The sequence below is a fragment of the Paenibacillus sp. FSL H8-0079 genome (assembly GCF_037991315.1).
Lineage (GTDB): Bacteria > Bacillota > Bacilli > Paenibacillales > Paenibacillaceae > Paenibacillus.
The window spans coordinates 3,023,347-3,047,484 of sequence record NZ_CP150300.1; the positions used below are offsets into that span (position 1 = coordinate 3,023,347).

Sequence of the window (24,138 nt, forward strand, 5' to 3'; positions counted from 1 at the left end):
TGCATACATGAATGGAATGACAATAAAGCAGCCTGATGTAATGAACTGCTGCTCTCTTGTTAGTCATGTCTAACAAAGGGTTCAGTTCAATACATTGGCTGCTTTATTGATGTGTACGCTGTGGAGCCGACAGCTTGCGATATGATTCTGACTTAAGGTTTTTCTTTGGCCTGACGCTGGATTTCCTTGGCTGTTAATGCTTTATCATACACTCTTACGTTATCCAGACTGCCTTTGTAGAACGGATCAGACGTATAACGACTTTTGCCCACATAAGCTTCCGTTACTTGCAGATCTTTCGGGTTAAAAGTGATCTCGGAGCTGCTTGCAACCGATGTGCCATTCACATATAGAGTCCCTACATCACCCTGTAGGGTTACAGCCACATGAACCCACTCTTTAGCAGGCAGTGGATTTGCAGCAATCAGACTCTGATCCCGACCCTCATTATGAATGGTGAATTGTAAAGCTCCATTATGCTGGGAGGGAGTAAGGAACATATGCCTCGTCAAACCATTTCCAAAGTCGAAAATACGCTGCCAGGACCCGCCGCCGTCCCAATTGACCCAAGCGCTAAACGTGAAATCCGTTGTATCTGTAACGAGGCCAGGTAACTGGATGAAACTGTCTGTCCCATTGAATGTAGCAGCCTGATTTTTGCCACCAGCAGCAGAACTGACCACGTTAAAGGCTTGTCCGTGATATTCGTTTTTGCTGTAATCCTGTGCGACTTTGCCAAGTTTCTTTTGATCAAAAGTATACTCCCCGAGCAATGGGCTTACCGCTTGCTGTGGAATGATAACGTTAAACGTTTTGGAGCTTACCGCAGTTCCTTTACGAATCGTTGCGGTTAATTTGACTTTGGCATCGCCCTTACCAGCGCGTGGTCGCTGCACTACACCTGTAGCCGATAGAGCCGAAGTGTTGGAGCTTTTCCACGTAATGTCTGCATCACTTGTTCCCTTTGTAGGAAGAGACAGATTGAAGAACACGTGATCCGTATTGCTGATACTCAGATCCTTTTTCACCGCATCTACAATGTCTTGATCACTCCGTTCAACACCCTGACTTCCCCAGATGGCTATCCCGGTGGAGGAGAGGGCGCTAAAGGTCAGAACCGTACTTTGAGATTCTGAATTCCATTCATGTGTGAAAACGCCTTTGTACAGAATGTTATTCGATGTGATCTGAACCTTGTTGTCTGCGCCAAGACTCCATGTTCCTGTCACGCCACCATGAATCTGCCCATCTGCCGTGAACTGAACCGTCTGTGATGGCTTGATATCCGCCGTGATGTCCTTACCATGGTTCACCCATTGGTACTGACCAGCGATATCCTGAGTTGTCAGTTGCGTTGTATCTTCTCCCAGAGCCGCATATCGATACGGAGAAACAACGGGCCAACCATCTGCATTCATATGCATCTCATGTACGCGAACTTCATGCTCTTCGCCACGCTCTGGAAAGCGAGTATGGAAGATGAGAAATTGTTTGCCAGTCTCCGGATCAACATAAGCAGAGTTATGCCCTGGCGATACATAGCCGCTACCTAGGCCTGTGCCCGGATCACCGATCTGTCTCTCGAACAGGAAGTTCCCCATCAATTTGACTCCAAAAGGCTCAATAGAACGATCGTCAAACAACGGTTTATCCTTGTCCGCTTTAACGTTGATCATATCGTTTCCTTCCGCATCGAGGAAAGGTCCATCCGGTGTTTGGGAGCGAGCTACACGAATGTTATATCCTCCATCAGCACCTAGTCCACCGTAAGACAGGTACAGATAATAATAATCGGTTTCGGGACTGTAGAGCATGTATGGGGCTTCAATACGACTGTGGTTGCCTCCAGTCAGCTTCTTGCCATAACCTTGATTCGGCAGAGGTTTGCCTGTCGTCGCATCCAACTCCAGAATGAAAATCCCTCCGGAATACGAGCCATACACCATCCATAACTTGCCGTTCTTATCATAAAAGACATCAGGATCGACCACATTGGGATGAATCGTTGCATCGTAAATGGTACCATCCTCACTGATCTGATCCCACATGCCGGATTTCAACAGAATGCCTTGATCCTTATAAGGCCCTTCGATATTGTCTGCGACAGCAATGCCGAGCGCTGATCGCGGAGAGTCCCCTTTACAAGCATTGTAGTACATATAAAATTTGCCGTCCGCCAATTGAATGACATCTGCTGCCCATAACGTATCCGTCTGTGCCCACTCCAACGCTTCAGCGAATTCTTGGGTTACATTGGGTACAACAGGGTTGTTATCCGTAACACCCGATGCGACTAAATCCCAGTTCAAAAAGTCTTTGGACTTAGCTACTTGCAGGTGTGAACCAAAAATATAAAACGTATCATCCACCTTAATGACGGAAGGGTCATGCACAGAAACATTCTTAAATGTTGGAGCAGGATTTGCGATAGGTGCAGTGGACACTTGCGAGTTACCAACGGTTGCCCCTGAACCATTTGCGAACACCGAGACCGGCGCCAAAGTTGTTGCAGTAAGTAAAGTGGTGCTTAGTACAGAAATGTTAAGTGCGCGTACCCAATAACGTTTCATACGTTTCCCCTTTCTTAATCCCCGGAATGAAAAATAACCCGATACTTGGCAACACACGATATAAGGTTCGGCAGACCTCCTTTGAGTATTTCATTATATCAAGCGCTTTCATTTGTTATATTATCAATTGATTTATATGTTTGTAAACCATAAATATAATGTTTATAAGACTAAAATGAATAAATAAAGAGAGCCGAGAAGAGCTGATAAGGCTCATTACATTCAAATAAAACAGTTGTTATTCTCAAATTTAGGATTGAAATTAGGTTATATGATGGGATATTATTACGTTTAGATTAGTGTTTAATTATTTATCAATCATTTTATACTTATACGAATTAAAGGTGAGTATTCTGTAACAACAATTTCAAACTACATAGGAGGTAAGAACATGACCACATATCAAAACCAATTAATCGCACAATACACGTTCGAAGATGCTGTTCAGATCGGGAAAGACAGCTCCGGGAACGGACATGATAGTTTGGCAAAAGGGGAGTTACCCCCTGTCATATCCGAGTTAAAAGGAAGATCGGCGGTAACTTTAAACGGGGGAGAGAATGGAACTTCTTATCTGCAATTACCTTCGGATCTGCTTCGTGATGTAAGCGATAACACAGGAATTACGATTGCAACTTGGGTATTTCTCGGTAAGGGGTCTAATGTGTGGGAACGCATTTTTGACTTTGGCAAAGGGGAGAAGGGACCCTATATGTTTCTGACACGTCAGCTCCTGGGTACGTTATATGCCGGTGATAATCTGGTTGTCCACCCAAGTCGAGGAGTTGCAAGTGGAGAATGGCTGCATATTGCACTCTCTGTGGCAGGCAGCCAAGGGGGAACGTTGAGCAGTGCAGGTCCGATTGTGTATGTGAATGGGGAGAAGGCTGCAGACGGTTCGATTAGTCAGACATCCAGCGGAAATTATGCCAAATTGCGGGAATGGTTTGATTCGTTCACCGATCCTGAGAATTATAGTCAGAATTATATCGGACGTTCCCAGTATGCAGCGGATGTGGATTTTGCAGGTTCGTTATCCGACTTTCGGATCTATGGGGCAGCGCTCACCATGGATGAAGTCATTGAAGTGATGTGTGAGTCACTGACAGATGAAGCGATTGTGAAGCTTGCGGCGGACAAGTACTTGTCCTTCCCAAACCGAATTATCACCAAAGATGTGTCACTGCCAGCAGATTTGCTGGGTGGTAAAGTGAAGGTTCAGTGGAATTCCAGTGAGCCGGCAGTCTTGTCCGAGAACGGAGAGGTTCAGGCAATCACATCGGCACAAGAGGTTACGCTCCGTGCGCTTCTGCACAGAGGAGATCGTAAGCTGAGCCAAAGCTTTGACGTGTCTGTTGTGCCGGCGCATCTCCCACCTTATACGGTCACCATCCATGGGGATCAGAAGGTGGCAGACATCAGTGAAGTCATGTATGGGCTTTTCTACGAGGATATTAACAACGCGGCAGATGGCGGAATCTATGCAGAGCTTGTTCAGAATCGATCATTTGAATCCTTTGCATTCGATACGTACTCGCATGACTCTGGAGAATGTGGTTGTTCGACAGGGCGAAACCGTGAGCCTTTGTTTGCTTGGTCAGGCGATACGGAGAAAATGCTCGTACAGCATACGGATGGACTGAACGTTCACTTTAACGTGGAAGACCCTGAAGTCAATGCTTATTATGTAACGGTTCAGGATGGGGCAACGATTCGAAATCGCGGATTCTCAGACTCCAACCAGCATTGTGCCATGTCCATCAAGCAGGGTGAATCGTATGACTTTACCGTATGGGCAAAAGCAGAATCGGCAGGAACGATCACCGTTCAATTACAGGATGGGACTGACACTTCCGTCAGTGATTCGGTAACGCTTCCGGTTGAAGGTGGGGGAAAATGGAAGAAATACGGTTTGCTTCTGACTGGAACGGAGACTGCACTTGGTCAATTGGCACTTACGTTTGAGGGTGACATCTCCGTTGATATGGTGTCCTTAGTCCCTCAGAATGTATGGGGAGCTGATCCGGCAGAAGAAGGAATATCGGCTACAGCACATGCCAACTATACAGGTAATCCGAACTATCGATTGAGAAAAGATCTAATCCAAGCACTCGCAGATCTTCATCCGAAGTTCCTGCGTTTTCCGGGAGGATGCATCTCGGAGGGATCTTTCATCTGGGATAACGTATATGACTGGAAGGATTCTGTGGGTCCGGTTGAGCTCCGCAAAGAGAATTATAATGTCTGGGGTTACATGATGACGATGGGGCTTGGTTATATGGAGTACTTCCAACTGGCGGAAGATCTCAATGCCGCTCCGGTTCCAGTTATGGCTTGCGGTGTGTTGTGTCAGGCACGATCGGATTACGCTCACCCTGCGGGTGGCGCTTTAAGGGAGTATTATATCCGCAACTTTACAGATTTAATTGATTTTGCGCTCAGTACAGACTTTGAACACAACGAATGGGCGGCGGTACGAAGCCAGATGGGACATCCTGAACCATTCGATCTTCGTTATCTGGGTGTAGGCAATGAGAACTGGGGTACTGATTTTTTTGCCAACTTCGAAGTATTCAAACGTTCGATAGATGACTACATGAAACGGAACTATCCTGATCATGAGCTGCACATTATCTCGACGGTTGGTGCTCAGGCAGATGATGATGCGTACCAGGAAGGATGGAAATTCCTCAGCGGGAATCTGACCGGATCGGCTCAAGTTGCTTTTGCGGATGGTGCTGAGGTGATTGAGGAGACCGTAACCTGGTATGAGAATCAGGACAATTACATGGACACCATCGCAGATGAGCACTATTACCGATCCAATGAATATTTACTGAATAACGCGGATCGGTACAATTATTATGACCGGGCTTATCATGAAGACGGAAGTATCGATTGGAAAGAAACATCCAAAGTATTTGTGGGAGAATATGCTTCCACCGACAAAAACACGCTGGCTGGTGCGGTCGCAGAAGCTGCGATCATAACCGGATTTGAAAATAATGCGGACGTTGTGCGTTTGGCTGCCTATGCGCCATTGTTCAACAAAGTACTAACGGACGGTACTTACCGCTGGACGCCAGACTGCATCTGGTTTGATGATGAAACGGTTTGGTATACACCGAATTATTATGTACAGCAGCTTTTTGCAAAACATGTAGGAGATCAGGTGCTTCAGACTTCATTCTCCACCTATAGCAAAGGCAAACCGTTGAATCTCATTCCGCGTGGCGGCATCGAAATTGCAACAGGTCATGCAGACATCGTGGTGAAGCGAGTTACGGTGACGTCCAATGTGGATGGAAGTTTAATGTTTGATGAAGATTTCAGAGAACGTACAGAGCCTAGTGAGGCATGGAGCCAGATTCCCGGATCGGAAGGATACACGTTAACCGCTGGGAAAGGGCTCATCTTGAAGGCACAAATAAGTGGATTGAACGGATTGTACCTGTTGAATGACGAATGGACCAACTACCAAGTTCACGTTGAGGCTGAAAGAATTTCAGGTGAGGATGGTTTTTACATCGGCGTGGGACTGATGGATATCTCGCTCGAGAATAAGGATGTCATCGAGTACGCAATCAGTTACGGGGGAAGTGCCACAGCGGTGAAGGTTTACAAACAAGGGATTGAGGGTTACACCTTGGGAGACTATTCATCCAGTTCGGCAGCAGGTAACCTGAGAGCGGCCAACTATGAACCACTCGAGAATGGGACCAATTATACGATTACGGTTAACTATGGTGGGGACACAGGCAAGAATCTGATCTGCTCCTATACAGACGGTCGCACTACCAGCAAGATTCTGGATTACAAGCTGGAAGCTTACAACCGGGAAGTATTTCACTCTGTTACGAAAGACGCACGGCATGTGTATGTGAAACTGGTGAATGCAGATGGTGTGGATAAATCAACCCGGATTTGCCTGCAGGATCTGAAGGTTGATGCTTCAGCCAGATTGATCACGCTTACTGGAGAAGATCATTTGGTGCATGTTCCGAATGTGAATCAGAAGAATGATGAGAAAGTGGTTCCCCAAGAACAGGAGGTTACACTATCCGATACATCGGTGGTGCTTAACTTAACAGCTCATTCAGTGAATGTATTAGTTTTGGATATTCTGAATTAAATCAACATCGTAAACAAGAGACCGCGGATATCGCGGTTTTTTGGCGTTCCAGGGTAGAGAGTCAACAAAAGATACCCAAAGTAAATAGCCCACACTATTGCGGTGATCTGGCTGCTCCTATAATAAATGTTGAAGGAGGAGTCAGCTTATGCGTTCCAACTACAAACAATTTATCCGAAACGTTCCGCTTCATCTCATGATTCTGCCTGGACTGCTCATTATTATTGTATTCGGTTACATTCCGATGGCGGGGTTGTCTATTGCCTTTCAGAATTTTTCTCCCATTGCCGGATTCAAAAACATGAATTGGGTGGGATTGGACAATTTCAGGTACCTGTTCGATCTGCCGGGGTTCTCGCAGGTTGTATGGAATACGGTATTTATATCAACGATGAAAATTGTGTCCGGCTTGGTGATTCCGGTACTTGTAGCCTTATTGCTCAATGAGGTTCGCAAGACAGGATTTAAACGAACGATTCAGACCGTGATCTATATGCCTCATTTTTTCTCATGGGTTATTCTGGCGGGAATCATCGTGGATGTGTTATCTCCAAGCACCGGGATCGTTAATATGTTGTTGAAAGCCTTGGGGATTGACCCGATTCAATTCCTGGCTAGTAACGAGTGGTTCCCTTACATACTTGTCATTACAGATCAATGGAAAGAATTCGGATTTGGTACGATTATCTATCTGGCTGCCCTCACGAATATTGATAAGTCTCTGTATGAGGCCTCTGTTATGGATGGCGCAGGAAGATGGAAACAGACATGGCATATTACACTGCCAGGCATTCGCCCGATCGTAATTTTGATGGTAACGCTTAGTCTGGGAAATGTACTCAACGGCGGTTTTGACCAAGTGTTCAACCTCTATAATCCATTGGTATATGAATCAGGAGATATCCTGGATACGATGATCTACCGGATCGGATTGCAGGATGCACAGTATTCTGTATCGACAGCGTTGGGTCTGATCAAATCGGTCGTTTCCTTCATTTTTATCGGACTTGGTTATTTCTTGGCCTATCGGTTTGCGAATTATCGGATATTCTAGAAAGGAGGCAGAATCATGCACCACGCTTCAAGAGCCTATCGGTGGTTTCTAGGGTTTAACTACGTCATCCTGACCATTCTTGCCTTGTTATGCCTGTTCCCGATTGTGAATATATTAGCCATTTCATTTAGTTCAAGTGATGCAGTCAAAGCGGGCAGTGTCACATTCTGGCCTGTGGATTTTACGTTGTCCTCGTATCAATACATTCTGGAAAACCAGCAATTCCTGAACTCATTCGGCACCAGCCTTCTTCGTGTAGTTCTGGGAGTTACAACCAATCTGATCTTCACAATTCTGGTAGCTTATCCGCTCTCCAAAGAGGCTGCCAAGTTCCGTTCAAGAACGTTCTATGCCTGGATCTTCGTATTCACCATGTTATTCAGTGGAGGATTGATCCCGGGTTATCTGGTGGTTAAGGAAGCGGGTCTGCTGGATTCCATCTGGGCTCTGATTCTGCCGGGTGCCGTTCCGATCTTTAATGTGCTGCTTATGCTCAACTTCTTCCGAGGTTTGCCGAAGGAGCTTGAAGAAGCTTCTTGGATGGATGGGGCGGGGCATTTTCGCACACTATGGAGCATTTATCTACCGATCTCTCTGCCAAGTATCGCGACCATTACGTTGTTCGCCATGGTAGGACACTGGAACGCCTGGTTTGATGGCATGATCTATATGAAGAGTCCGGAAGGCTATCCGCTCGCTACGTATCTTCAGTCCATGTTACAGCAGGTGACGATGATCCAGAGCGAGATGATGACGTTGGAGGATGCGACGCTCTTAAGTCAGGTATCGGATAGAACGACTCAAGCTTCCCAGATCTTTTTGTCCGTTATTCCGATTCTGCTCGTGTACCCATTCCTGCAGCGGTATTTCGTTCATGGGCTTGTTGTCGGAAGTGTTAAGGGATAAGATCGATAGGAGGAAAAACCGATGGAAAGAAGGAGCCGATTTCCGGCTCCTTTTTTGCTATTGAAGAGAGTGAGGAAAGGAGGAGGGAAACATTGCGATTCATCCAGGGGAGATGGAGAGAGTCATCCATTGTCGTTAAACTGATGATTGCTTTTGTACTGGTCATTCTGCCCTTGTACGGGATAAGCATTATGATTACGCAAGTCAGCTCCAAGCAGATGCAGACGGAGGTGGAGAAGGCACATGAATCCAAATTGTACTTCTATCATAATCATCTGCAATTCGAATTGGAGCGAATGAGTGCGCTGGTTACCGAATTTTCATTTGATGAAACCATGTCCACGCTAAGTACACGAGCCGCGATTATGAGCAGGTATGAAGTCACTTCCAGTCTGAACAACATTCACAACAAGCTGAGTCAGATCATGGTAACGAGCCCCTACATTAGTGATGTGGTGTACTATGTTCCTGCTCTACACAAACGGGTCAGTGCCGCGGACGGGATTCGCGACGTGGAGGATAACGAGTGGCAGAATCTGCTCGCCACGATGGGCAATCTGAATGGCGAATTATCACATTCCAATAACGATCTCTATTTTCTGAAAAGTAATCCATATAACATGAACTATGAGGAGCCACCCAATTTCATATTAGGGATACGCTTGTCTGCTGAAGAACTGAAACATCGTTTGCAGCAGCTATCGGAAACGGGCGAAAGTGAGATTACACTGAGTTTTGGTGAACAGCAACATGTAGTGATCTCTTCTTCAGAGCAGCCAGCACCTGTTAAACCGCTTCGAACAGTTTCGCCTGAACCGTCCGAGTCCATGCAAGTTACGAAGTTTCAATCCGATCCATATCTCTATTATTCGTTACATGATAAGGATCACTCGTTCACGCTGACAGCCACTATACCGCAAGATGTGCTGAGAGCACCGCTGGAACAATACAACGTATGGTTATGGATGGTCACCTTCATGTCGGTTGTGATCATTGTTGTCTTCTCGTTTTCGATCTACAGATCAATTCACCAACCGCTAGCGGTACTCATTCGAGGATTCAGGATGGCAGAGCAGGGCCAGACAAGCGTACATATTCCTTCATCCAGAAGGGATGAATTCGGCTATTTGTACTCTCGATTCAACCATATGATAGAGCGCTTACATATCTTGATCGATGAGAATTATGTAGCACGGATTCGAACAAGTGAGGCGGAACTCAAACATCTGCAATCCCAGATTCAACCTCACTTTCTATACAATAGTCTGTTCAGCATCAAGCAAATGGCTGAGGTGGAGAATTTGGAGCTCATTCAGGAATTCACCGACTATCTGGGCCAATATTTCAGATATATGTCCCGGGATTCTCATACGGAGGTTTCGTTGGGGGCTGAGATTGACCATGCGCTGGTCTATGCATCCATTCAGAAAATTCGGTTTGGTTCGAGGATTCAATTGGAATTGGAGAATCTGGATACGAGGTACAAAATGATTTCGATTCCCAGAGTCATCATCCAGCCAATCGTGGAAAATGTGTTCGAGCATGCACTAGCCAAGCGTAGTCAGGGAGGAATTCTACAGCTTTCATACCAACAGGAGCAGGGTTACCTGTCCATTCGTATTGAGGATGATGGGGATCAGTTATCGGACGAAACCTTGAATTACCTGCAATCTGCCTTTGAGGAAACAGAGCGGAAACATGGAAACGAAGAGATAACCGGGCTCATGAATGTGAATCAGCGATTAAAAATCAAATTCGGGGCCGCCTATGGTCTTACAGCGCAGCGAAGTGAGCTCGGTGGGTTATGCATTCTAGTGAAAATTCCATGGAAAGGGGAGTAGTGTTATGCAGCGGATGCTTATTGTTGATGATGAACCCGTTATTTTGGATGGACTGTATGCGTTCTTTCAAAAGGCAAATATTCAGGACATGGAGATTATTAAGGCATACTCTGCTTTTGAAGCCATCGATTGGCTGAACTCGGTAAAGATTGATATTGTACTCAGCGATATCTGTATGCCTGGTATGGATGGTATGCAATTGATAGAGCAGATTATGGATCGGTGGCCACGATGTAAAGTGCTGTTGCTGACGGGTCATAACGAATTCGATTATGCACACCAAGCTATTCGAAATCCTTGTGTTGTTGATTACCTGTTAAAAACAGAGGGAATGAATCATATTCGAGCTGCGGTAGAACGGGCGTTAACACAGATCTCGGAAGAAAATGATTTTCGCTACCAAGCTGCATGGTTTCGTAGTAAATTGCCACGAGCACTGCCTCAGTTACAACGTCAATTACTGCTGGATGTGCTTAAGCGAACGGATAGACATGATATCGCTTCGCTTCAGGAAGAACTGGATGCTGTGCAGTTACCTTTTCAATCCGATCAACTCGTTATTCCTGTGATTATACGGGTAGAGGAGTGGAACAACTATCAATCTCAGGCGGATCGCAGTCTCATCCGCTATGCCGTTGCCAATGTTGCGGAGGAGCTACTGCAAGACAAGGCCAAGGTGAAGGCGATCGATTTGGACGCTCAGGTCATCGCGTGCTTTATTCAATCCCAAGAGGGGCATCCGTCCAACGGATCTAATACGCAAGAGGAGCGAGGGAGTCAGCTAGATAGCTGGATACAGACCCTTCGTTTTGTCTATGGCACATTGGAGTCAGTGCAGCAATCCTGTGCGGACTGCCTGAATCTCTCTGTATCCATCATGGTTAGTGAGCAGGCTGTAGAGTGGAGCAGGGTTAATCAGGCGATCGCGCAGTTACGTCTGTCGATTCACGAGAGTCCCGGGCTTGGGATGGAAAAGCTCCTGCGTGTAAATATTCAGGATGAATTGCCTTACACCCCTAGCATTATGAATCAACAGGGTGTTGTAGCGCTGCATCTGGATCAGATCAAACAGCGAATAACCGCTGGGGATCGGGAATGGATAGAGTCCTTCCATAAATGGACCGAGGCTGCGAAGGAGGGACTTCAAGATCCATTCTTTCGCATGAAAACGTATACGGGTGCAGCAAGTGTGCTCATTGAAGTCCTGCATGAACTGGGGTTATATGAATCGGCAATGGAAGAGATATCACTGCCTCGAATGCTGCATTTTGACATCCATACCGCGTGGACGGATCTGGTCCTATTTTATCAATCTGCATATGAATGGATGATCTCGAAACGTAGCGATGTCCGCCTGAATGATCAATCACAGATTCTGATCACGATCCATCATTATATCAAACACCATCTGGAGGATGACCTCTCACTTACGCGAATCGCACAGGAAGTCTCTCTTAACCCTTCTTATCTGTCGCGTTGGTACAAACGGATTACAGGTAAAGGCATATCCGACTACATCCATGACCGCAGAGTAGAGCTAAGCAAAGAGTTGCTCCTGGGTTCTTCCTGCAAAATGCATGAAATATCTGCGAAGGTTGGATTTAGCGATCAGCATTATTTTTATCGTTTCTTCAAAAAAGCAATAGGCTGCACCCCTCAAGAGTATCGGGATCAGAAAAGCTAGGGATGTCTCAAATGGTAAATCAAAGATACCAGATGTCAACGGGATACACTCGAAGTGATAGCGCTTTCTTTGTAAGATGAAATTATACCTCACGGGAGGAGAAAAAAGGGGGATTCGCATGAATATATCATTCAAGAAGTTCTCATTATTAACATTAACCATGGTGCTGGCCACCACACTTGCTGCCTGTTCGTCTGGTGCGGGAAGTGCCGAGAATGAAGCTGAGCCGAACACACAGCAGGATGCGGGAGGACCACTTACGAAATATGACCCACCCATTAAATTGACGTCCACCATGAATGAAACAGGGAAAGAATCTCTTGCCCAAGGAGATACACACGCCAATAACATCTGGACCAGAGGGTACAAGGATGAACTCGGTATTGATGTAACGTACGAATGGATTGTTCCGGATGCCAATTATAACGATAAGATGAACGTCACGCTGGCGAGTGGTGATCTGCCGGATGTACTGAAAGTGAGCGCTGTTCAATTCGAACAACTGCATGAAGCGGGAATGCTGGAGGATCTGACCGAAGTATATGACAAGTATGCATCCGAACTGGTGAAGGAGTTCATGTCTGCTGAAGATGGAGCAGGTTTGAAGCCGGTAACGAAGGATGGCAAAGTATACGCCATGGTGAGTTTCCCAGGCTCGCTGGATTCCTCGGATATGATCTGGATTCGTCAGGATTGGTTGAAAAAGGTCGGTCTTGAAGCGCCCAAGTCCATGCAGGATGTCATCCAGATTGCAGAAGCCTTTACCTTCGAAGATCCAGACGGAAATGGCAAAGATGATACGTATGGCATTGCCTTGAACAAGGATTTGCCTATAAACGCGTTCCTGCTCGGTTATCATGGTTATCTCGAAACCTGGATTAAGGATGCTTCAGGTCAAGTCGTGAACGGAACGATCCAACCGGAAGTGAAAGAAGGATTGCGTGAGCTTCAGACTCTGTATCAGAAGGGTGTGCTTGATCCCGAATTTGGCGTTAAGGATTTTGCTAAAATGATGGAGGATGTGAATGCAGGCAAGTCAGGCATGTTCTTCCTGCCACAATGGGCACCTTTTCAGGTTAGCAGCATGATTAAGAAAGACCAGAACATCGACTGGATGTCTTACCCGGTTCAATCCATCGATGATCAGCCAGCCAAAACACAGAATCATCTTAGTCTGGGCGGTATATTTGCCGTTCGCAAAGGCTACGAGCATCCGGAAGCGTTAATTAAGCTGCTCAATTTCCAGGCAGAAAAAATGTTTGGTGAGTCTGCCAAGGAAGAACGGGCTGCTTATTTGAATGGACTGACGGGTCTTGGTTTTCATAATGCAACGGTCTCCAACCTGCCAGCCAACAAAAATGTGAAGGCTCAGGATGAAGTAGAGCAGGCGCTCAAAACAGGAGATACGTCCGGATTGGAACTCGAAGCGAAGCTGTTCTATGACGATATTATGGATTATCGGAATGGGAATCTCGACAAGTGGCATATGGAGCGTATCTTTGGTCCAGAGAGTTCACAAGGTGTGATTAAATATTATCGGGATAATGACCTCATTGTCATGAATGAATTCATCTATGCACCGACGAGAACGATGAATACCAAGCAAGCCACACTGGATAAACTGAGAGCCGAGACATTTCTGAAAATCATCTATGGTAACTTGTCGATTGACGAGTTTGATAACTTTGTAGCCAATTGGAAGAAACTTGGCGGGGATCAGATCACACAAGAAGTGAACGATACAATCGCAGCTAACCAATAGAAGGATTAATTAAGATAATCCAAGAATGAAAAAATGGTGCGCTCTCTAAGAGAGGCACCATTTTTTATGTTACTGATTATTTGCGTTTCAATAACAGAATTCCACTGATTTCTGACGTTTTGTAGCGGTATACCACTCTGAATCCAATATCATTGTCGAGCAAGCAGTTCAGTGCATTGATCAGTCGTGCACCGGGAACCAACGTGAATGTACATGGAGACGTATTACCAATCACACGCACACTTTGGATTCTGCGCGCAGAACCGGGAATGAGCGGATTTCTAGACCAATAGATTAATACCAGATCCGGTTGTGGAACAGCATTGACACGAGCCATTCGAATCATCTCTTTTCTATTAAGGTTCTTCATAGTAGATGAAAAGTAGGAGGAAAGGTGCTAGACGGAAGACATGCTGTCTGATAAACAGACGGATATAACGATTTAAAGCAAATAATAACCGCTTGATTCAATACGACTTTCAGCAAGTGCAGTTGGGACATACTGGACATGGAAAGTGTAGCCGTCTAAACTAGATAGACCAGACACAATAAGAAGGGATGCGGCGATCCACACATGTTGCAGAAATTCGGTTTTACACAATATGAAAGTCAGGTATATGAGGCTATATTTGCGCAGGATGAACCGCTGGATGCCACATCTATTGTTAATTACTCCAACGTTCCCAAAGCCAAAATCTATGAAGTGCTCAATCGCCTGATCGACAAGGGAACGGTGCTGACAACGATGGATGGGAAGAAAAAACTATATATGGCTGTGGATCTTCAGTCCATTATTCATAAGATTAAGGCTGATTTTGAGAAAGATATTGAGGAATTGAAGAGTTACAAAATCAAACGTACATTTACAGATGAGCATATCTGGACGTTAAAAGATGAGTCGTCCATCGCATCGAATATCGAACAGCTTATCGAGGAAGCAGATTCATCGATTCTTTTTCTGGCCTGGAATGAGCGAATGGAGAAATATCGTGAACTGCTGGAGCAGAAGGAAAAGCAGGGCGTGTACGTTGAAGTGCTTGCCGTTGGGGGAATGGAGACATCCTTAAACCGGATATACTCGTTGATTCCATTGCTTGATGCGCCAGAACCTTCACAGCTGCTTATTGTGGATCATGCGTATTTGCTGTTTGCCGGTGTGGAGCACGATTCATGGCGAGCGATCAAGACGATGTCCAAACCGATTGTCAAAGCGATGACTGATTATTTCTACCATGATGTTGCCCTTACTCAGATTACCAAAAAATACGGTGACCAACTGTTACAGGATGCTGAAATCGAGAAACTGCTCACCAGGTTGATCTATTAAAACTATTCTCTCGGAGGATAGTTTTTTTTGTTATATCTTTGTTTGAAAACAATCATGAAAATAACTATTGAAACTTTCATTCTTATGGGTTACTATCGTAGTTGTAACTTTTTGAGGAGGATTCAAAAATGAATAAGAAAGTATATGTGCTCGCTATCGCAGCATTTGTGGTCGGAACCGTTGAACTGATCTTGGGCGGAATTCTGGACCTGATTGCTACGGATCTTCATCTTTCCCTGGCCAAAGCGGGGTATTTAATCTCTATTTTCTCACTTGTCTATGCGTTGTCTGCACCGATTTTATTAAATATGACGGCCAGATTCGAGCGTAAAAAGGTATATATGTGTACGCTGTTTGTTTTTCTGATCAGTAATCTGATCTCTGCATTTAGTTCCAGTTTTTATATGCTGATGGCGGGCAGAGCACTCGGAGCCGCCACGGGTTCACTTATTTTTGTGCTCTCCCTGACCCTTGCAGCACGTATTGTGGAACCACAATATAAAGGACGCGCCGTGGGGATTATTACCATGGGAGGCAGTGCATCACTTATCCTAGGTGTACCTCTTGGAATCTTTGTAGGTAACTTGGCAGGCTGGCGTGAGGTGTTTATGTTGATCGCTATTCTCACAGCAGTGGTTATGGTGGCCATCTGGATTGCGATGGATCGTGTACAGCCTATTCCTGCTGTATCCCTGAAGAAACAGCTTACGGCACTGTGGAATCCAAAAATGTTGGCAATCCATGCTACAACTTTGCTTGTGCTTGCGGGTCATTTGACTTTATATGCATACTTCACACCATTTCTTCAAGAGACACTGGGAGCGAGCTCAACGATGGTTACCTTTATCTATATGATGTTTGGGATCGCCGCTGTTGCAGGTGGAGGCATCGGAGGCATGTTGTCCGATCGTCTGCATCCTGCTAAAGCCATTGTCATTGTGCTGATTCCCTTCATCGTAAGTATGGCTGTCATTCCGTTCAGCGTGGAATTGCCTTTGATCGCCTTCTTGCTGCTGTTAAGCATCTGGAGTGCACTGAGCTGGACCGTTACGCCTGTACAGAATAGTCTAATTATCAAAACTTCACCGGAAACAGCCGAAACGCTAATCAGCACCAATTCAGGTATTGCACATGCAGGTATTGCACTGGGTACCTATATCGGCGGCATGGTGATCGATCATTCATCGATTCTGAACACCGGATGGGTTGGTTCTGTTCTGATTCTGCTTGGTTTGGTGACTGCCATCTATGCCATTAGCGTTAAGGAAAAAACCGTTCAGGCGGTTGCTTAGAATAAATAGGTAAGTATAATTTAACCCTCTACGCCCCAAAGTTTATGGGAATGAAGAGGGTTCTTATTTTATCGATTGAAAAGATCATTATTCCATGAAAGCAGCAAATTTGTGTCTTTTTTATCTTACTAAGGCGATCGGCGCTTTCATAAGGAAATTGAGAGAAATTTGATTCCTGTTGTACTAAAATATTTTTTAATCAACGCCCTTGGATGTCGCAAGATATCGTGAATTAATTATCCTGCGTTTTCGTTTTAGGATTAGAAGGAAGAAAATACAGCAAATTAACTACGTTTATCGTAAAATAATATTTGTTACATAAAATATACGAACTAGGAGAGTTTATTTTGAAAAAGAAATTTTATTTAATACTTGTCCTTATCTGCTCAGTATTTATCGTAGGAGGATGTAATGACATCGATTCAATCAAAGAAAAAGGTATAATACTTAAATTAATTGAATCTGATCAATGGTCTGAAGCCAAAATGAATTTAGAAAAAGAGGAGTTTAAAAGCATAGAGGACTATCAGGCGTTATATTCTTATGTTGATGCAAGAAATGATTACAATAATAATGAAAATGGAAACATATCATATGAACCAATCATATCAAAATTAAGAAGTATAGATTTAGATACATACAATGGTGTTTTGAAAGCAGAGATAGAGGATTTTAAAGATGAGTTAATAGGGGAGAGAGACAAGTTTTATAAGGAATTTTACGCTAAACAAAGTAAAGAAGAAAAAGAGAGTAGAGAAGAAACAATAAAATCACATAAACAAGAAGATAAAATAGTTGCTAAAGAAATCAAAAAAAAAGTGTCTAACCTTATAAAAATTAAAGATTATGAAAGTGTAATAGATTTGATTATTCTTCATACTCATCTGGACAAAGATATTCATAATCTATACATCTTTGCTTCAGCACAATTGGAAAGAGAAAAAGGTGATGAGGAATCGATGATTGATTATTTAGAATTGATTCCTATGGCGTATGAAGGAGAGTATGCTAATCTAATTTCAGATGTTAAATTATCGATTCAACCTAAAGATAAATGGCTTGAAGCTGAAAGATATATAAGTGAAATTCGCGAAAAACCTATACAAGAAAAAGAAAGAATCGTGGTATATTTACCCGCCATTGGCATGACTGCAGCTGAAATGAGAATATCAAGTTGGGGAACCCCAAATAAAATCAACAAAACCACTTATGAGTTTGGTATACATGAACAATGGGTGTACTCTGATTATCGCTATGTTTATCTTGAAGACGGAATAGTAACAGCAATTCAAGAGTAATTAAATTACTTGAAAACTCTTTTTTCAATGTCGAAAGACAAGTGGACAAGAGCAGGCTTCATTAAAAGTCGCTAAATTGTAGCGGCTTTTTCTCGTTGGATCCTATCCGAGTAGTGAAGAAATAGGTACATAAAGTTCAAGCGTTCTCTGCTATCCTATCATATGTGATTAAACATTTGCATATAGAGGAAGACTTGCTTTATTCATGGTAAGTTATATAATTAAAAGAGTTTTAAAAAGTGTTATTTAATGTTGAATCACATGATGTGTACCAAAGGAGCGGTGACCATGACCACGAAAACGGAAAAACAAAAAATGCTGGATGGCGAGCTGTACATGGCTTCGGATCTTCAATTGTCTGCGGACAGAGAGTATGCAAGGAAAATGACGCGGACGTTTAATCAAACGACGGAAACGGACGGTGAGCTTCGCACCAAGTTATTGAAGGAACTGTTGGGATCTACAGGTGAACACCTGGGCATGGAACCTAATATTCATGTGGATTATGGATATAACATTCATGTAGGCAATCATTTTTATAGCAATTTTAACTGTACGATATTAGATGTGTGTGAAGTTCGTATTGGAGACCATTGCTTAATGGGGCCAGATGTACATATCTATACGGCTACTCATCCACTCCATCCGCATGAACGCAATACGGGTGCAGAATATGGCAAGCCAGTCACGATTGGCAATAATGTATGGATTGGTGGCAGAGCCGTTATTAATCCGGGGGTTACCATTGGAGACAACGTGGTCATTGCTTCCGGGGCGGTGGTTACGAAGGATGTGCCGGATAATATGATCGTGGGCGGCAACCCTGCTAGAATCATTAGAGAGATTGAGCTTTGATTTTGTGAATAGACAGATGATAGGCACCAACGAGAATGCCCGATGTGTATCATCGGGTGTTTCTTTTTGAAAATAAAAATAAAATCCCCCAGACAGAAAACATGCCATGGTATCGTATAACCGACACTTTTTCATGTAATCTGCCTAGGGACAGAAGGATGTATCTGTTACATTTACTTAAAGAACCTTAACGCTGCAAACTTTTTCCGTTACTGCTGATGACTTCTTTGTACCAATGGAAGGATTTCTTACGGTAACGTTCGAGTGTTCCTGATCCATCGTCGTGACGATCAACATAGATATAGCCATAACGTTTTTTCAACTGGGCAGAAGACGCACTGACAACATCAATACAACCCCATGATGTATACCCCATGATCTCCACGCCATCTTTAATGGCTTCGCCAACCTGAACCAGATGATCATTCAGATACTGGATGCGGTAGTCATCTTCGACGGTTTTCTCGCCGTCAGCACCCGTGATCAACTCATCGACAGCGCCAAGACCATTTTCTACAATAAATAGCGGTTTTTGATAACGGTCATAGAACATGTTAAGCACATAACGCAATCCTTGCGGGTCAATCTGCCATCCCCATTCACTAGCAGGCAGGTAAGGGTTAGGTACACCACCGAGCAGGTTACCTTCTCCTGCGACTTGTTTCTCCGGATCTGCTGTCTGACAGATACTCATGTAGTAACTGAAAGAGATGAAGTCTACAGTATTCAGCAGCATTTCCTCGTCGCCAGCTTCCATCTGAATCTCGATCCCATTTTCCTGGAAGTAACGTTTCATATAACCAGGGTAGCGACCTCTTACATGTACATCACCGAAGAAATAGTTACTATGCTCGAATTCCATGACTTTGATCATATCGTCTGGATTCGGTGTCAGCGGGTAAGTAGGCATGCTGAGCATCATACAACCAATCTGTGCCGTAGGGATGATCTCATGACAGAGCTTCACAGCAGAAGCACTGGCTACAAACTCATGATGGATCGCCTGATACAGATCTTGTTTGCTAAGCTTCTCTTTCGGCGTATAGATACCACCGCTCATGAATGGTGCTTCGAGAATAGAGTTGATTTCGTTAAAAGTAAGCCAGTATTTTACTTTGTTCTTATAACGTTTAAATACGGCAGTTACATAACGCTCATAGAATCCAACCATTTTCCGGTTAACCCAGCCGTCGTATTCTTTGGAAAGGTGAAGTGGTGTCTCATAGTGGGACAGCGTAACCAGGGGTTCAATTCCGTATTTGCGACACTCGTCAAACAGATCATCGTAGAACTGCAATCCTTCTTCATTCGGCTCAAGCTCGTCCCCTTTCGGGAAAATCCGGGACCAGGCGATGGAAGTACGGAATACTTTGAAGCCCATCTCGGCAAACAGTTTCACATCTTCCTTATAGCGATGATACAGATCAATACCGATCAGTTTCATGTTATCTTCAGTGGGTTCTTCCGTGATTGGACCCATGATGCCTTTGGGAGCTACATCCTGTGTAGACAGGCCTTTGCCGCCTTGATTGTATGCACCTTCAGCTTGGTTGGCAGCAATTGCGCCACCCCACAGGAAATTTTCCGGGAATTGATAGGTTTGATTACTCATGTGTATCGCTCCATTCATCAAATTGATATTAAGATGATTCATATGACATAAAAAAGCTTAAACGTTGTAACGGGTTACACGTCAAGTTTTACTTTTGACCCCAATCTAAGGCATACTATTATTCTAAATAAGTTCAACTAAAATTTACACGAAAACGGAGAGGACAGAAATAACCAGAAGAAGCGAAGCGGTCGCCTGAAAGCTTTCTGAAAGAAAGCTACATCGGAAGCATACGCTATCCCCGGATTTTCCCGTTTAGATATGGGAATCAAAAAATCTGGGGATAACAGCGATCGGAAGGTTGTTCTGTCATCGAAGTGCCAGTGTAAATAATCTTAGTTGAACTTATATAGTTCGTTAGCAAGAAGGGAGTCTCCGATGTCCAAGTTTGATGAAATTATGAAGCGATCAGGTTACTCAAAAGCGACAGTATCACGCGTGATTAATCATTCTCCGCATGTTAGTGATGAAGCAAGACAGATCATAACGGATATTATGAAACAGTTGAATTATATTCCCAACCGGAATGCGATATCGTTATCTACAGGGCAAACAAAGCAGATTGGAATTGTGACCTCTACCACAGGTGAGATCATTCTTACATTCATGAATCAATTCATTGATACAGCCATGGATTTCGGGTTTCAGACGATTATCTATACATCCCGTGGAGATCCGGAGATTGAATTGCAGGCTTTCGAAGATCTGCGCAGTAAACGAGTCGATGGGCTAGTTATTATTGCTTGTGTTAATGATCCTCGGAAATTAAAGGCGTATTTGGAATACGGTCCGATTGTCTCCTGGCAGCGAATGGGGAATGACGAGATTCCGTCTGTTGCGATGGATCAGGCAGAGGGGTATAAGTTAGCTCTGGAGCATCTGGTTTCGAGAGGATACACCCGAATTGCAAATGCATTTGGCAGGGCTGAAAGTCTGAATACCCAGAGCCGCCGTGAAGCCTATGAATCTTTCATGAAGAGTAGAGGGTTGCCTGTATGGACTGAAGCATATCAATATTCCGTATTTAGCTCCTCCGATGGCGAAGAAGCGATGCGAAGAATGGCTGAGGGGCCAGAACTTCCAAAGGCCGTATTATGTTCAAATGATTATGCAGCCATCGGCATTCTTAGTGAAGCACGCAGACGGAAAATTCAGGTACCGGAACAACTCGCCATTGTGGGGTTTGATGATATCGAGCTTTCCCGTGTTCTCGGAATCACGACCATACACAATCCGATTGCGGAGCAAGCCACCCAGGCTTTCCATCAATTGTGGGCCGTATTGGGTAAAATGGAATTGCAGACCGAACAGCTGACATACCAGCTGATTGAGCGTGAGACGACTTGAATCCATAAGACCTGATGTTGGAATCTGAATTTATGGATTCAATAATTATTCAAATTTGAAGCATCTTCGAATCGGAGTCATACGTTATACTGAATATGAGCTTCAGAACGACATATCTGTAAGGAGATGTGGCGTGAGCTTTTTTGTATCATGTTACAAGTTACATATTTCACAAACGATTAGCGGGAAAGGTGAGAATGGACTTTATGAAAACAGTGACAGGCCGATTCAGAATTGCGGGCATATGGGAGGGTGTATCCTTACTTCTATTGATTTTTATTGCTATGCCTCTGAAATATTTTGCAGATATCTCTTCCGCTGTAGCCGTAATGGGCATGATTCATGGTATTTTGTTTCCTTTGTATCTTATTGCACTAGTGCATTTGGCTCTGGTCAAAAAGTGGAAGATAACACGCTGGCTGATGGGTGGACTCGCCGGTCTACTGCCGTTTGGAACTTTTGTATTCGAATCTTATCTTCGGAAGAGAGATTGGAAATAAAAATCAATAAGAATAAATGAAAGCAGGCGACTAATTCAGATGTTATCCGAATTGTCGCCTATTACTTTTTGTACAAGTTCTACTTTACTGTACCTTGCTGACGATCGGACAATAAGCTGACTCCTATATCGCCAGAGGCATTCGACACAGGTGCATATGCTGAGAAGGAAGTAACAACTACCAGAGCAGTGAACAGAAATAAGAATGATTTTTTCATACCATAACCTCTTTCATATGGGGATATATTCCATTTGATTCTAACGCATATAGGCTATACTTGAAAAGAAAAAGTTTAAATGAGCAAGCTATTGAATGATCGAAAGGGTTGAGTTTCTATGAAAGATATTCATGAGTTAACATCCATAGAAATGGTTGAAGAAGTTATTCAACAACATGAATTGGTTTTTTTGTATGTATCTCGTCCAGAGTGCAGTGTATGTCACGCTTTACTCCCCAAGATCAGGGCGTTGCTGGATCCTTATCCATCAATATACCTCGGTCACATTAATGCTAACGACGTGGAAGAAGTTGCATCCAAGTTTCTTATTTTTACCGTTCCAACAATGATCATGCTTGTGGAGCAGAAGGAATATATTCGAGCGGATCGTTTTGTTCGCTTGGAACGTCTGGAAGAGCAGCTGCAACAGATCCACTCCATGTATATCCAGGATGAGGAATAGAAAGCTAAAGCTTCATGAACGACGGCTCATACATGAGCCGTTTTTTTTTGCGCCCGCAGTGGCATATAGCTATGAATAAAGTACATGATGCCTGAACTCACAAATTAAAGTGTTGCCATGAAAACGGTTTTATGATAATTTAAACATTATAAAAACGTTTTTATAGTAAAGGAACAAAACTTATGGCTAAGATAACGATTAAAGATGTAGCAAGAGAAGCTGGCGTATCCATATCGACGGTCTCTAACGCCTTAAATGGTGTGGATGTCTTAAACCCGGAGACCAAATCGCATGTTCTTAAGGTGGCAGAGCGTTTGAACTATGTGCCTAACCTGAATGGTAAGCTATTGAAGTCCGGTCAAACTAAAATGCTTGGTTTTTTCACCACAAGTGTATCGGGTCCGTATTTCTATAAGCTGGTGGAGTCGATGTCTCGTGAATGTGATCGTCTTGGTTACGGGCTGAATGTGTTTGTGACCAAAGATAAACACGTTATTATGAGTAACATTCTGGGGCGGCGAGTGGATGGTGTCATTATCTACGAAGAGCTGCGGATCGATGAGCAAGATATTATCGCTATGGAGAAAGATAAGATCAAGGCCGTTTTTTTGGATCGGGTCTATCAGAGCGATACGATGGGAAGTGTCATTTTTGACTCGTACGTGGCGGCTTACGAAGCTACCAAGTATTTAATTGGGCTGGGGCACAAGAAAATTGCTTATATTTCGGGTGTGGACACGATGTTTGACAGTGTACAGCGTAGAGATGGCTATCTGGCTGCCCTGCGTGAATACCAGCTTCCAATCGATGAAGATTACATTATACAGGGGTATTTTGAGGAGGAGAGCACGTATAGTGCTATAAAATCTTTTCTTCACTTGCACCCTGGCAAGCGACCTGATGCATTTCTTGCAGGGAATGACTTGAGTGCAATTGGTTGTATGCATGCGTTGAAATCTGAGGGCTTTGAAGTGCCTCAAGATGTTAGTGTCGTGGGTTTCGATGATATCGATATCGCCCAGTATTTTTCCCCACCACTCACAACGGTAAGGAATCAAATTGCAAGACAGGGTATCCTGGCCATCAATCAACTGGTGGGTATGATCAAGGAGAAAGAACAAGGGGCTGCACAGAAGTTGGCGGGTGAGCTGGTGGTGAGAGGTTCAAGCCACGTGAAAATTGACCGGAAAGATTATCGTACATAAGCTGACTCATCTTCTCCGGCCTTTTTTTACATAAATAAAAGCAAAGGGGATTTTTATGCCGAAAAATAAAAAC

18 protein-coding genes are annotated in these 24,138 nt (G+C 44.0%); 14 read left to right on the forward strand and 4 right to left on the reverse strand.

From position 1 onward, the window contains the following. Nucleotides 1–152: 152 nt before the first annotated feature. A complete protein-coding gene (locus MHI06_RS13570) occupies nucleotides 153–2,570 on the reverse strand; it encodes a family 43 glycosylhydrolase (RefSeq protein ID WP_340401820.1) in 2,418 nt (805 codons plus the stop codon). Nucleotides 2,571–2,961: 391 nt separating this feature from the next. Between MHI06_RS13570 and MHI06_RS13575 the strand changes: the two genes are divergently transcribed. The 6 genes from MHI06_RS13575 (at nucleotide 2,962) to MHI06_RS13600 (ending at nucleotide 13,949) form a co-directional block, all read left to right on the forward strand. After that, complete coding sequence (locus MHI06_RS13575; RefSeq protein ID WP_340401821.1) at nucleotides 2,962–6,702, forward strand: alpha-L-arabinofuranosidase C-terminal domain-containing protein; 3,741 nt, start codon at nucleotides 2,962–2,964, stop codon at nucleotides 6,700–6,702. Between the two features lie 148 nt (nucleotides 6,703–6,850). Then, a complete protein-coding gene (locus tag MHI06_RS13580) occupies nucleotides 6,851–7,756 on the forward strand; it encodes an ABC transporter permease subunit (protein ID WP_091016626.1) in 906 nt (301 codons plus the stop codon). 15 nt (nucleotides 7,757–7,771) lie between these two features. After that, nucleotides 7,772–8,662, forward strand: coding sequence for a carbohydrate ABC transporter permease (locus MHI06_RS13585; RefSeq protein ID WP_062834211.1), 891 nt, complete (start codon nucleotides 7,772–7,774; stop codon nucleotides 8,660–8,662). A gap of 92 nt (nucleotides 8,663–8,754) precedes the next feature. Then, on the forward strand, nucleotides 8,755–10,503 hold the full coding sequence (locus MHI06_RS13590) for a histidine kinase (RefSeq protein WP_340401822.1): 1,749 nt from the start codon (nucleotides 8,755–8,757) through the stop codon (nucleotides 10,501–10,503). Between the two features lie 4 nt (nucleotides 10,504–10,507). Further along, nucleotides 10,508–12,187, forward strand: coding sequence for a response regulator (locus MHI06_RS13595; protein ID WP_340401823.1), 1,680 nt, complete (start codon nucleotides 10,508–10,510; stop codon nucleotides 12,185–12,187). Nucleotides 12,188–12,305: 118 nt separating this feature from the next. Further along, nucleotides 12,306–13,949: an extracellular solute-binding protein gene (locus MHI06_RS13600; protein ID WP_340401824.1), complete on the forward strand. Its 1,644-nt coding sequence runs from the start codon at nucleotides 12,306–12,308 to the stop codon at nucleotides 13,947–13,949. Between the two features lie 76 nt (nucleotides 13,950–14,025). On the opposite strand, the gene MHI06_RS13605 is transcribed toward MHI06_RS13600, so the two are convergent. Continuing rightward, a complete protein-coding gene (locus MHI06_RS13605) occupies nucleotides 14,026–14,286 on the reverse strand; it encodes a hypothetical protein (RefSeq protein ID WP_340401825.1) in 261 nt (86 codons plus the stop codon). A gap of 237 nt (nucleotides 14,287–14,523) precedes the next feature. Between MHI06_RS13605 and MHI06_RS13610 the strand changes: the two genes are divergently transcribed. The 4 genes from MHI06_RS13610 to MHI06_RS13625 all read left to right on the forward strand — a co-directional run bounded on the left by MHI06_RS13610 (nucleotide 14,524) and on the right by MHI06_RS13625 (nucleotide 18,721). Continuing rightward, nucleotides 14,524–15,276, forward strand: coding sequence for a helix-turn-helix domain-containing protein (locus MHI06_RS13610; RefSeq protein ID WP_036670754.1), 753 nt, complete (start codon nucleotides 14,524–14,526; stop codon nucleotides 15,274–15,276). Between the two features lie 128 nt (nucleotides 15,277–15,404). Continuing rightward, nucleotides 15,405–16,568: an MFS transporter gene (locus MHI06_RS13615; protein WP_340401826.1), complete on the forward strand. Its 1,164-nt coding sequence runs from the start codon at nucleotides 15,405–15,407 to the stop codon at nucleotides 16,566–16,568. Between the two features lie 347 nt (nucleotides 16,569–16,915). After that, nucleotides 16,916–17,866 carry a hypothetical protein gene (locus MHI06_RS13620; protein ID WP_340401827.1) on the forward strand — a complete coding sequence of 317 codons (951 nt, stop codon included), beginning with the start codon at nucleotides 16,916–16,918 and terminating at the stop codon, nucleotides 17,864–17,866. A 288-nt stretch (nucleotides 17,867–18,154) separates the two neighbouring features. After that, on the forward strand, nucleotides 18,155–18,721 hold the full coding sequence (locus MHI06_RS13625; protein ID WP_340401828.1) for a sugar O-acetyltransferase: 567 nt from the start codon (nucleotides 18,155–18,157) through the stop codon (nucleotides 18,719–18,721). Nucleotides 18,722–18,908: 187 nt separating this feature from the next. On the opposite strand, the gene MHI06_RS13630 is transcribed toward MHI06_RS13625, so the two are convergent. After that, complete coding sequence (locus tag MHI06_RS13630) at nucleotides 18,909–20,333, reverse strand: glycoside hydrolase family 1 protein (RefSeq protein WP_340401829.1); 1,425 nt, start codon at nucleotides 20,331–20,333, stop codon at nucleotides 18,909–18,911. 378 nt (nucleotides 20,334–20,711) lie between these two features. On the opposite strand from MHI06_RS13630, the gene MHI06_RS13635 reads away from it, so the two are divergent. Beyond that, nucleotides 20,712–21,680 carry a LacI family DNA-binding transcriptional regulator gene (locus MHI06_RS13635; RefSeq protein WP_340401830.1) on the forward strand — a complete coding sequence of 323 codons (969 nt, stop codon included), beginning with the start codon at nucleotides 20,712–20,714 and terminating at the stop codon, nucleotides 21,678–21,680. 206 nt (nucleotides 21,681–21,886) lie between these two features. Continuing rightward, nucleotides 21,887–22,180, forward strand: a complete 294-nt coding sequence (locus MHI06_RS13640) for a DUF3817 domain-containing protein (RefSeq protein ID WP_036608336.1) — start codon at nucleotides 21,887–21,889, stop codon at nucleotides 22,178–22,180. A 79-nt stretch (nucleotides 22,181–22,259) separates the two neighbouring features. On the opposite strand, the gene MHI06_RS13645 is transcribed toward MHI06_RS13640, so the two are convergent. Then, nucleotides 22,260–22,397, reverse strand: a complete 138-nt coding sequence (locus tag MHI06_RS13645; protein ID WP_167350856.1) for a hypothetical protein — start codon at nucleotides 22,395–22,397, stop codon at nucleotides 22,260–22,262. A gap of 118 nt (nucleotides 22,398–22,515) precedes the next feature. Here MHI06_RS13645 and MHI06_RS13650 point away from each other — a divergent pair, with 118 nt between their 5' ends. Together MHI06_RS13650 and MHI06_RS13655 are read left to right on the forward strand one after the other, a co-directional pair. Further along, nucleotides 22,516–22,860, forward strand: coding sequence for a thioredoxin family protein (locus MHI06_RS13650; protein ID WP_340401831.1), 345 nt, complete (start codon nucleotides 22,516–22,518; stop codon nucleotides 22,858–22,860). A gap of 182 nt (nucleotides 22,861–23,042) precedes the next feature. Beyond that, nucleotides 23,043–24,065, forward strand: coding sequence for a LacI family DNA-binding transcriptional regulator (locus tag MHI06_RS13655; RefSeq protein ID WP_076330992.1), 1,023 nt, complete (start codon nucleotides 23,043–23,045; stop codon nucleotides 24,063–24,065). Nucleotides 24,066–24,138: the final 73 nt, after the last annotated feature.

Bases quoted from the DNA above. Each gene is read 5' to 3' on its own strand.
- MHI06_RS13570 (WP_340401820.1), bottom strand. From the start codon at position 2,570: ATGAAACGTTATTGGGTACGCGCACTTAACATTTCTGTACTAAGCACC.
- MHI06_RS13575 (WP_340401821.1), top strand. From the start codon at position 2,962: ATGACCACATATCAAAACCAATTAATCGCACAATACACGTTCGAAGAT.
- MHI06_RS13580 (WP_091016626.1), top strand. From the start codon at position 6,851: ATGCGTTCCAACTACAAACAATTTATCCGAAACGTTCCGCTTCATCTC.
- MHI06_RS13585 (WP_062834211.1), top strand. From the start codon at position 7,772: ATGCACCACGCTTCAAGAGCCTATCGGTGGTTTCTAGGGTTTAACTAC.
- MHI06_RS13595 (WP_340401823.1), top strand. From the start codon at position 10,508: ATGCAGCGGATGCTTATTGTTGATGATGAACCCGTTATTTTGGATGGA.
- MHI06_RS13600 (WP_340401824.1), top strand. From the start codon at position 12,306: ATGAATATATCATTCAAGAAGTTCTCATTATTAACATTAACCATGGTG.
- MHI06_RS13605 (WP_340401825.1), bottom strand. From the start codon at position 14,286: ATGGCTCGTGTCAATGCTGTTCCACAACCGGATCTGGTATTAATCTAT.
- MHI06_RS13610 (WP_036670754.1), top strand. From the start codon at position 14,524: ATGTTGCAGAAATTCGGTTTTACACAATATGAAAGTCAGGTATATGAG.
- MHI06_RS13615 (WP_340401826.1), top strand. From the start codon at position 15,405: ATGAATAAGAAAGTATATGTGCTCGCTATCGCAGCATTTGTGGTCGGA.
- MHI06_RS13625 (WP_340401828.1), top strand. From the start codon at position 18,155: ATGACCACGAAAACGGAAAAACAAAAAATGCTGGATGGCGAGCTGTAC.
- MHI06_RS13630 (WP_340401829.1), bottom strand. From the start codon at position 20,333: ATGAGTAATCAAACCTATCAATTCCCGGAAAATTTCCTGTGGGGTGGC.
- MHI06_RS13635 (WP_340401830.1), top strand. From the start codon at position 20,712: ATGTCCAAGTTTGATGAAATTATGAAGCGATCAGGTTACTCAAAAGCG.
- MHI06_RS13640 (WP_036608336.1), top strand. From the start codon at position 21,887: ATGAAAACAGTGACAGGCCGATTCAGAATTGCGGGCATATGGGAGGGT.
- MHI06_RS13645 (WP_167350856.1), bottom strand. From the start codon at position 22,397: ATGAAAAAATCATTCTTATTTCTGTTCACTGCTCTGGTAGTTGTTACT.
- MHI06_RS13650 (WP_340401831.1), top strand. From the start codon at position 22,516: ATGAAAGATATTCATGAGTTAACATCCATAGAAATGGTTGAAGAAGTT.
- MHI06_RS13655 (WP_076330992.1), top strand. From the start codon at position 23,043: ATGGCTAAGATAACGATTAAAGATGTAGCAAGAGAAGCTGGCGTATCC.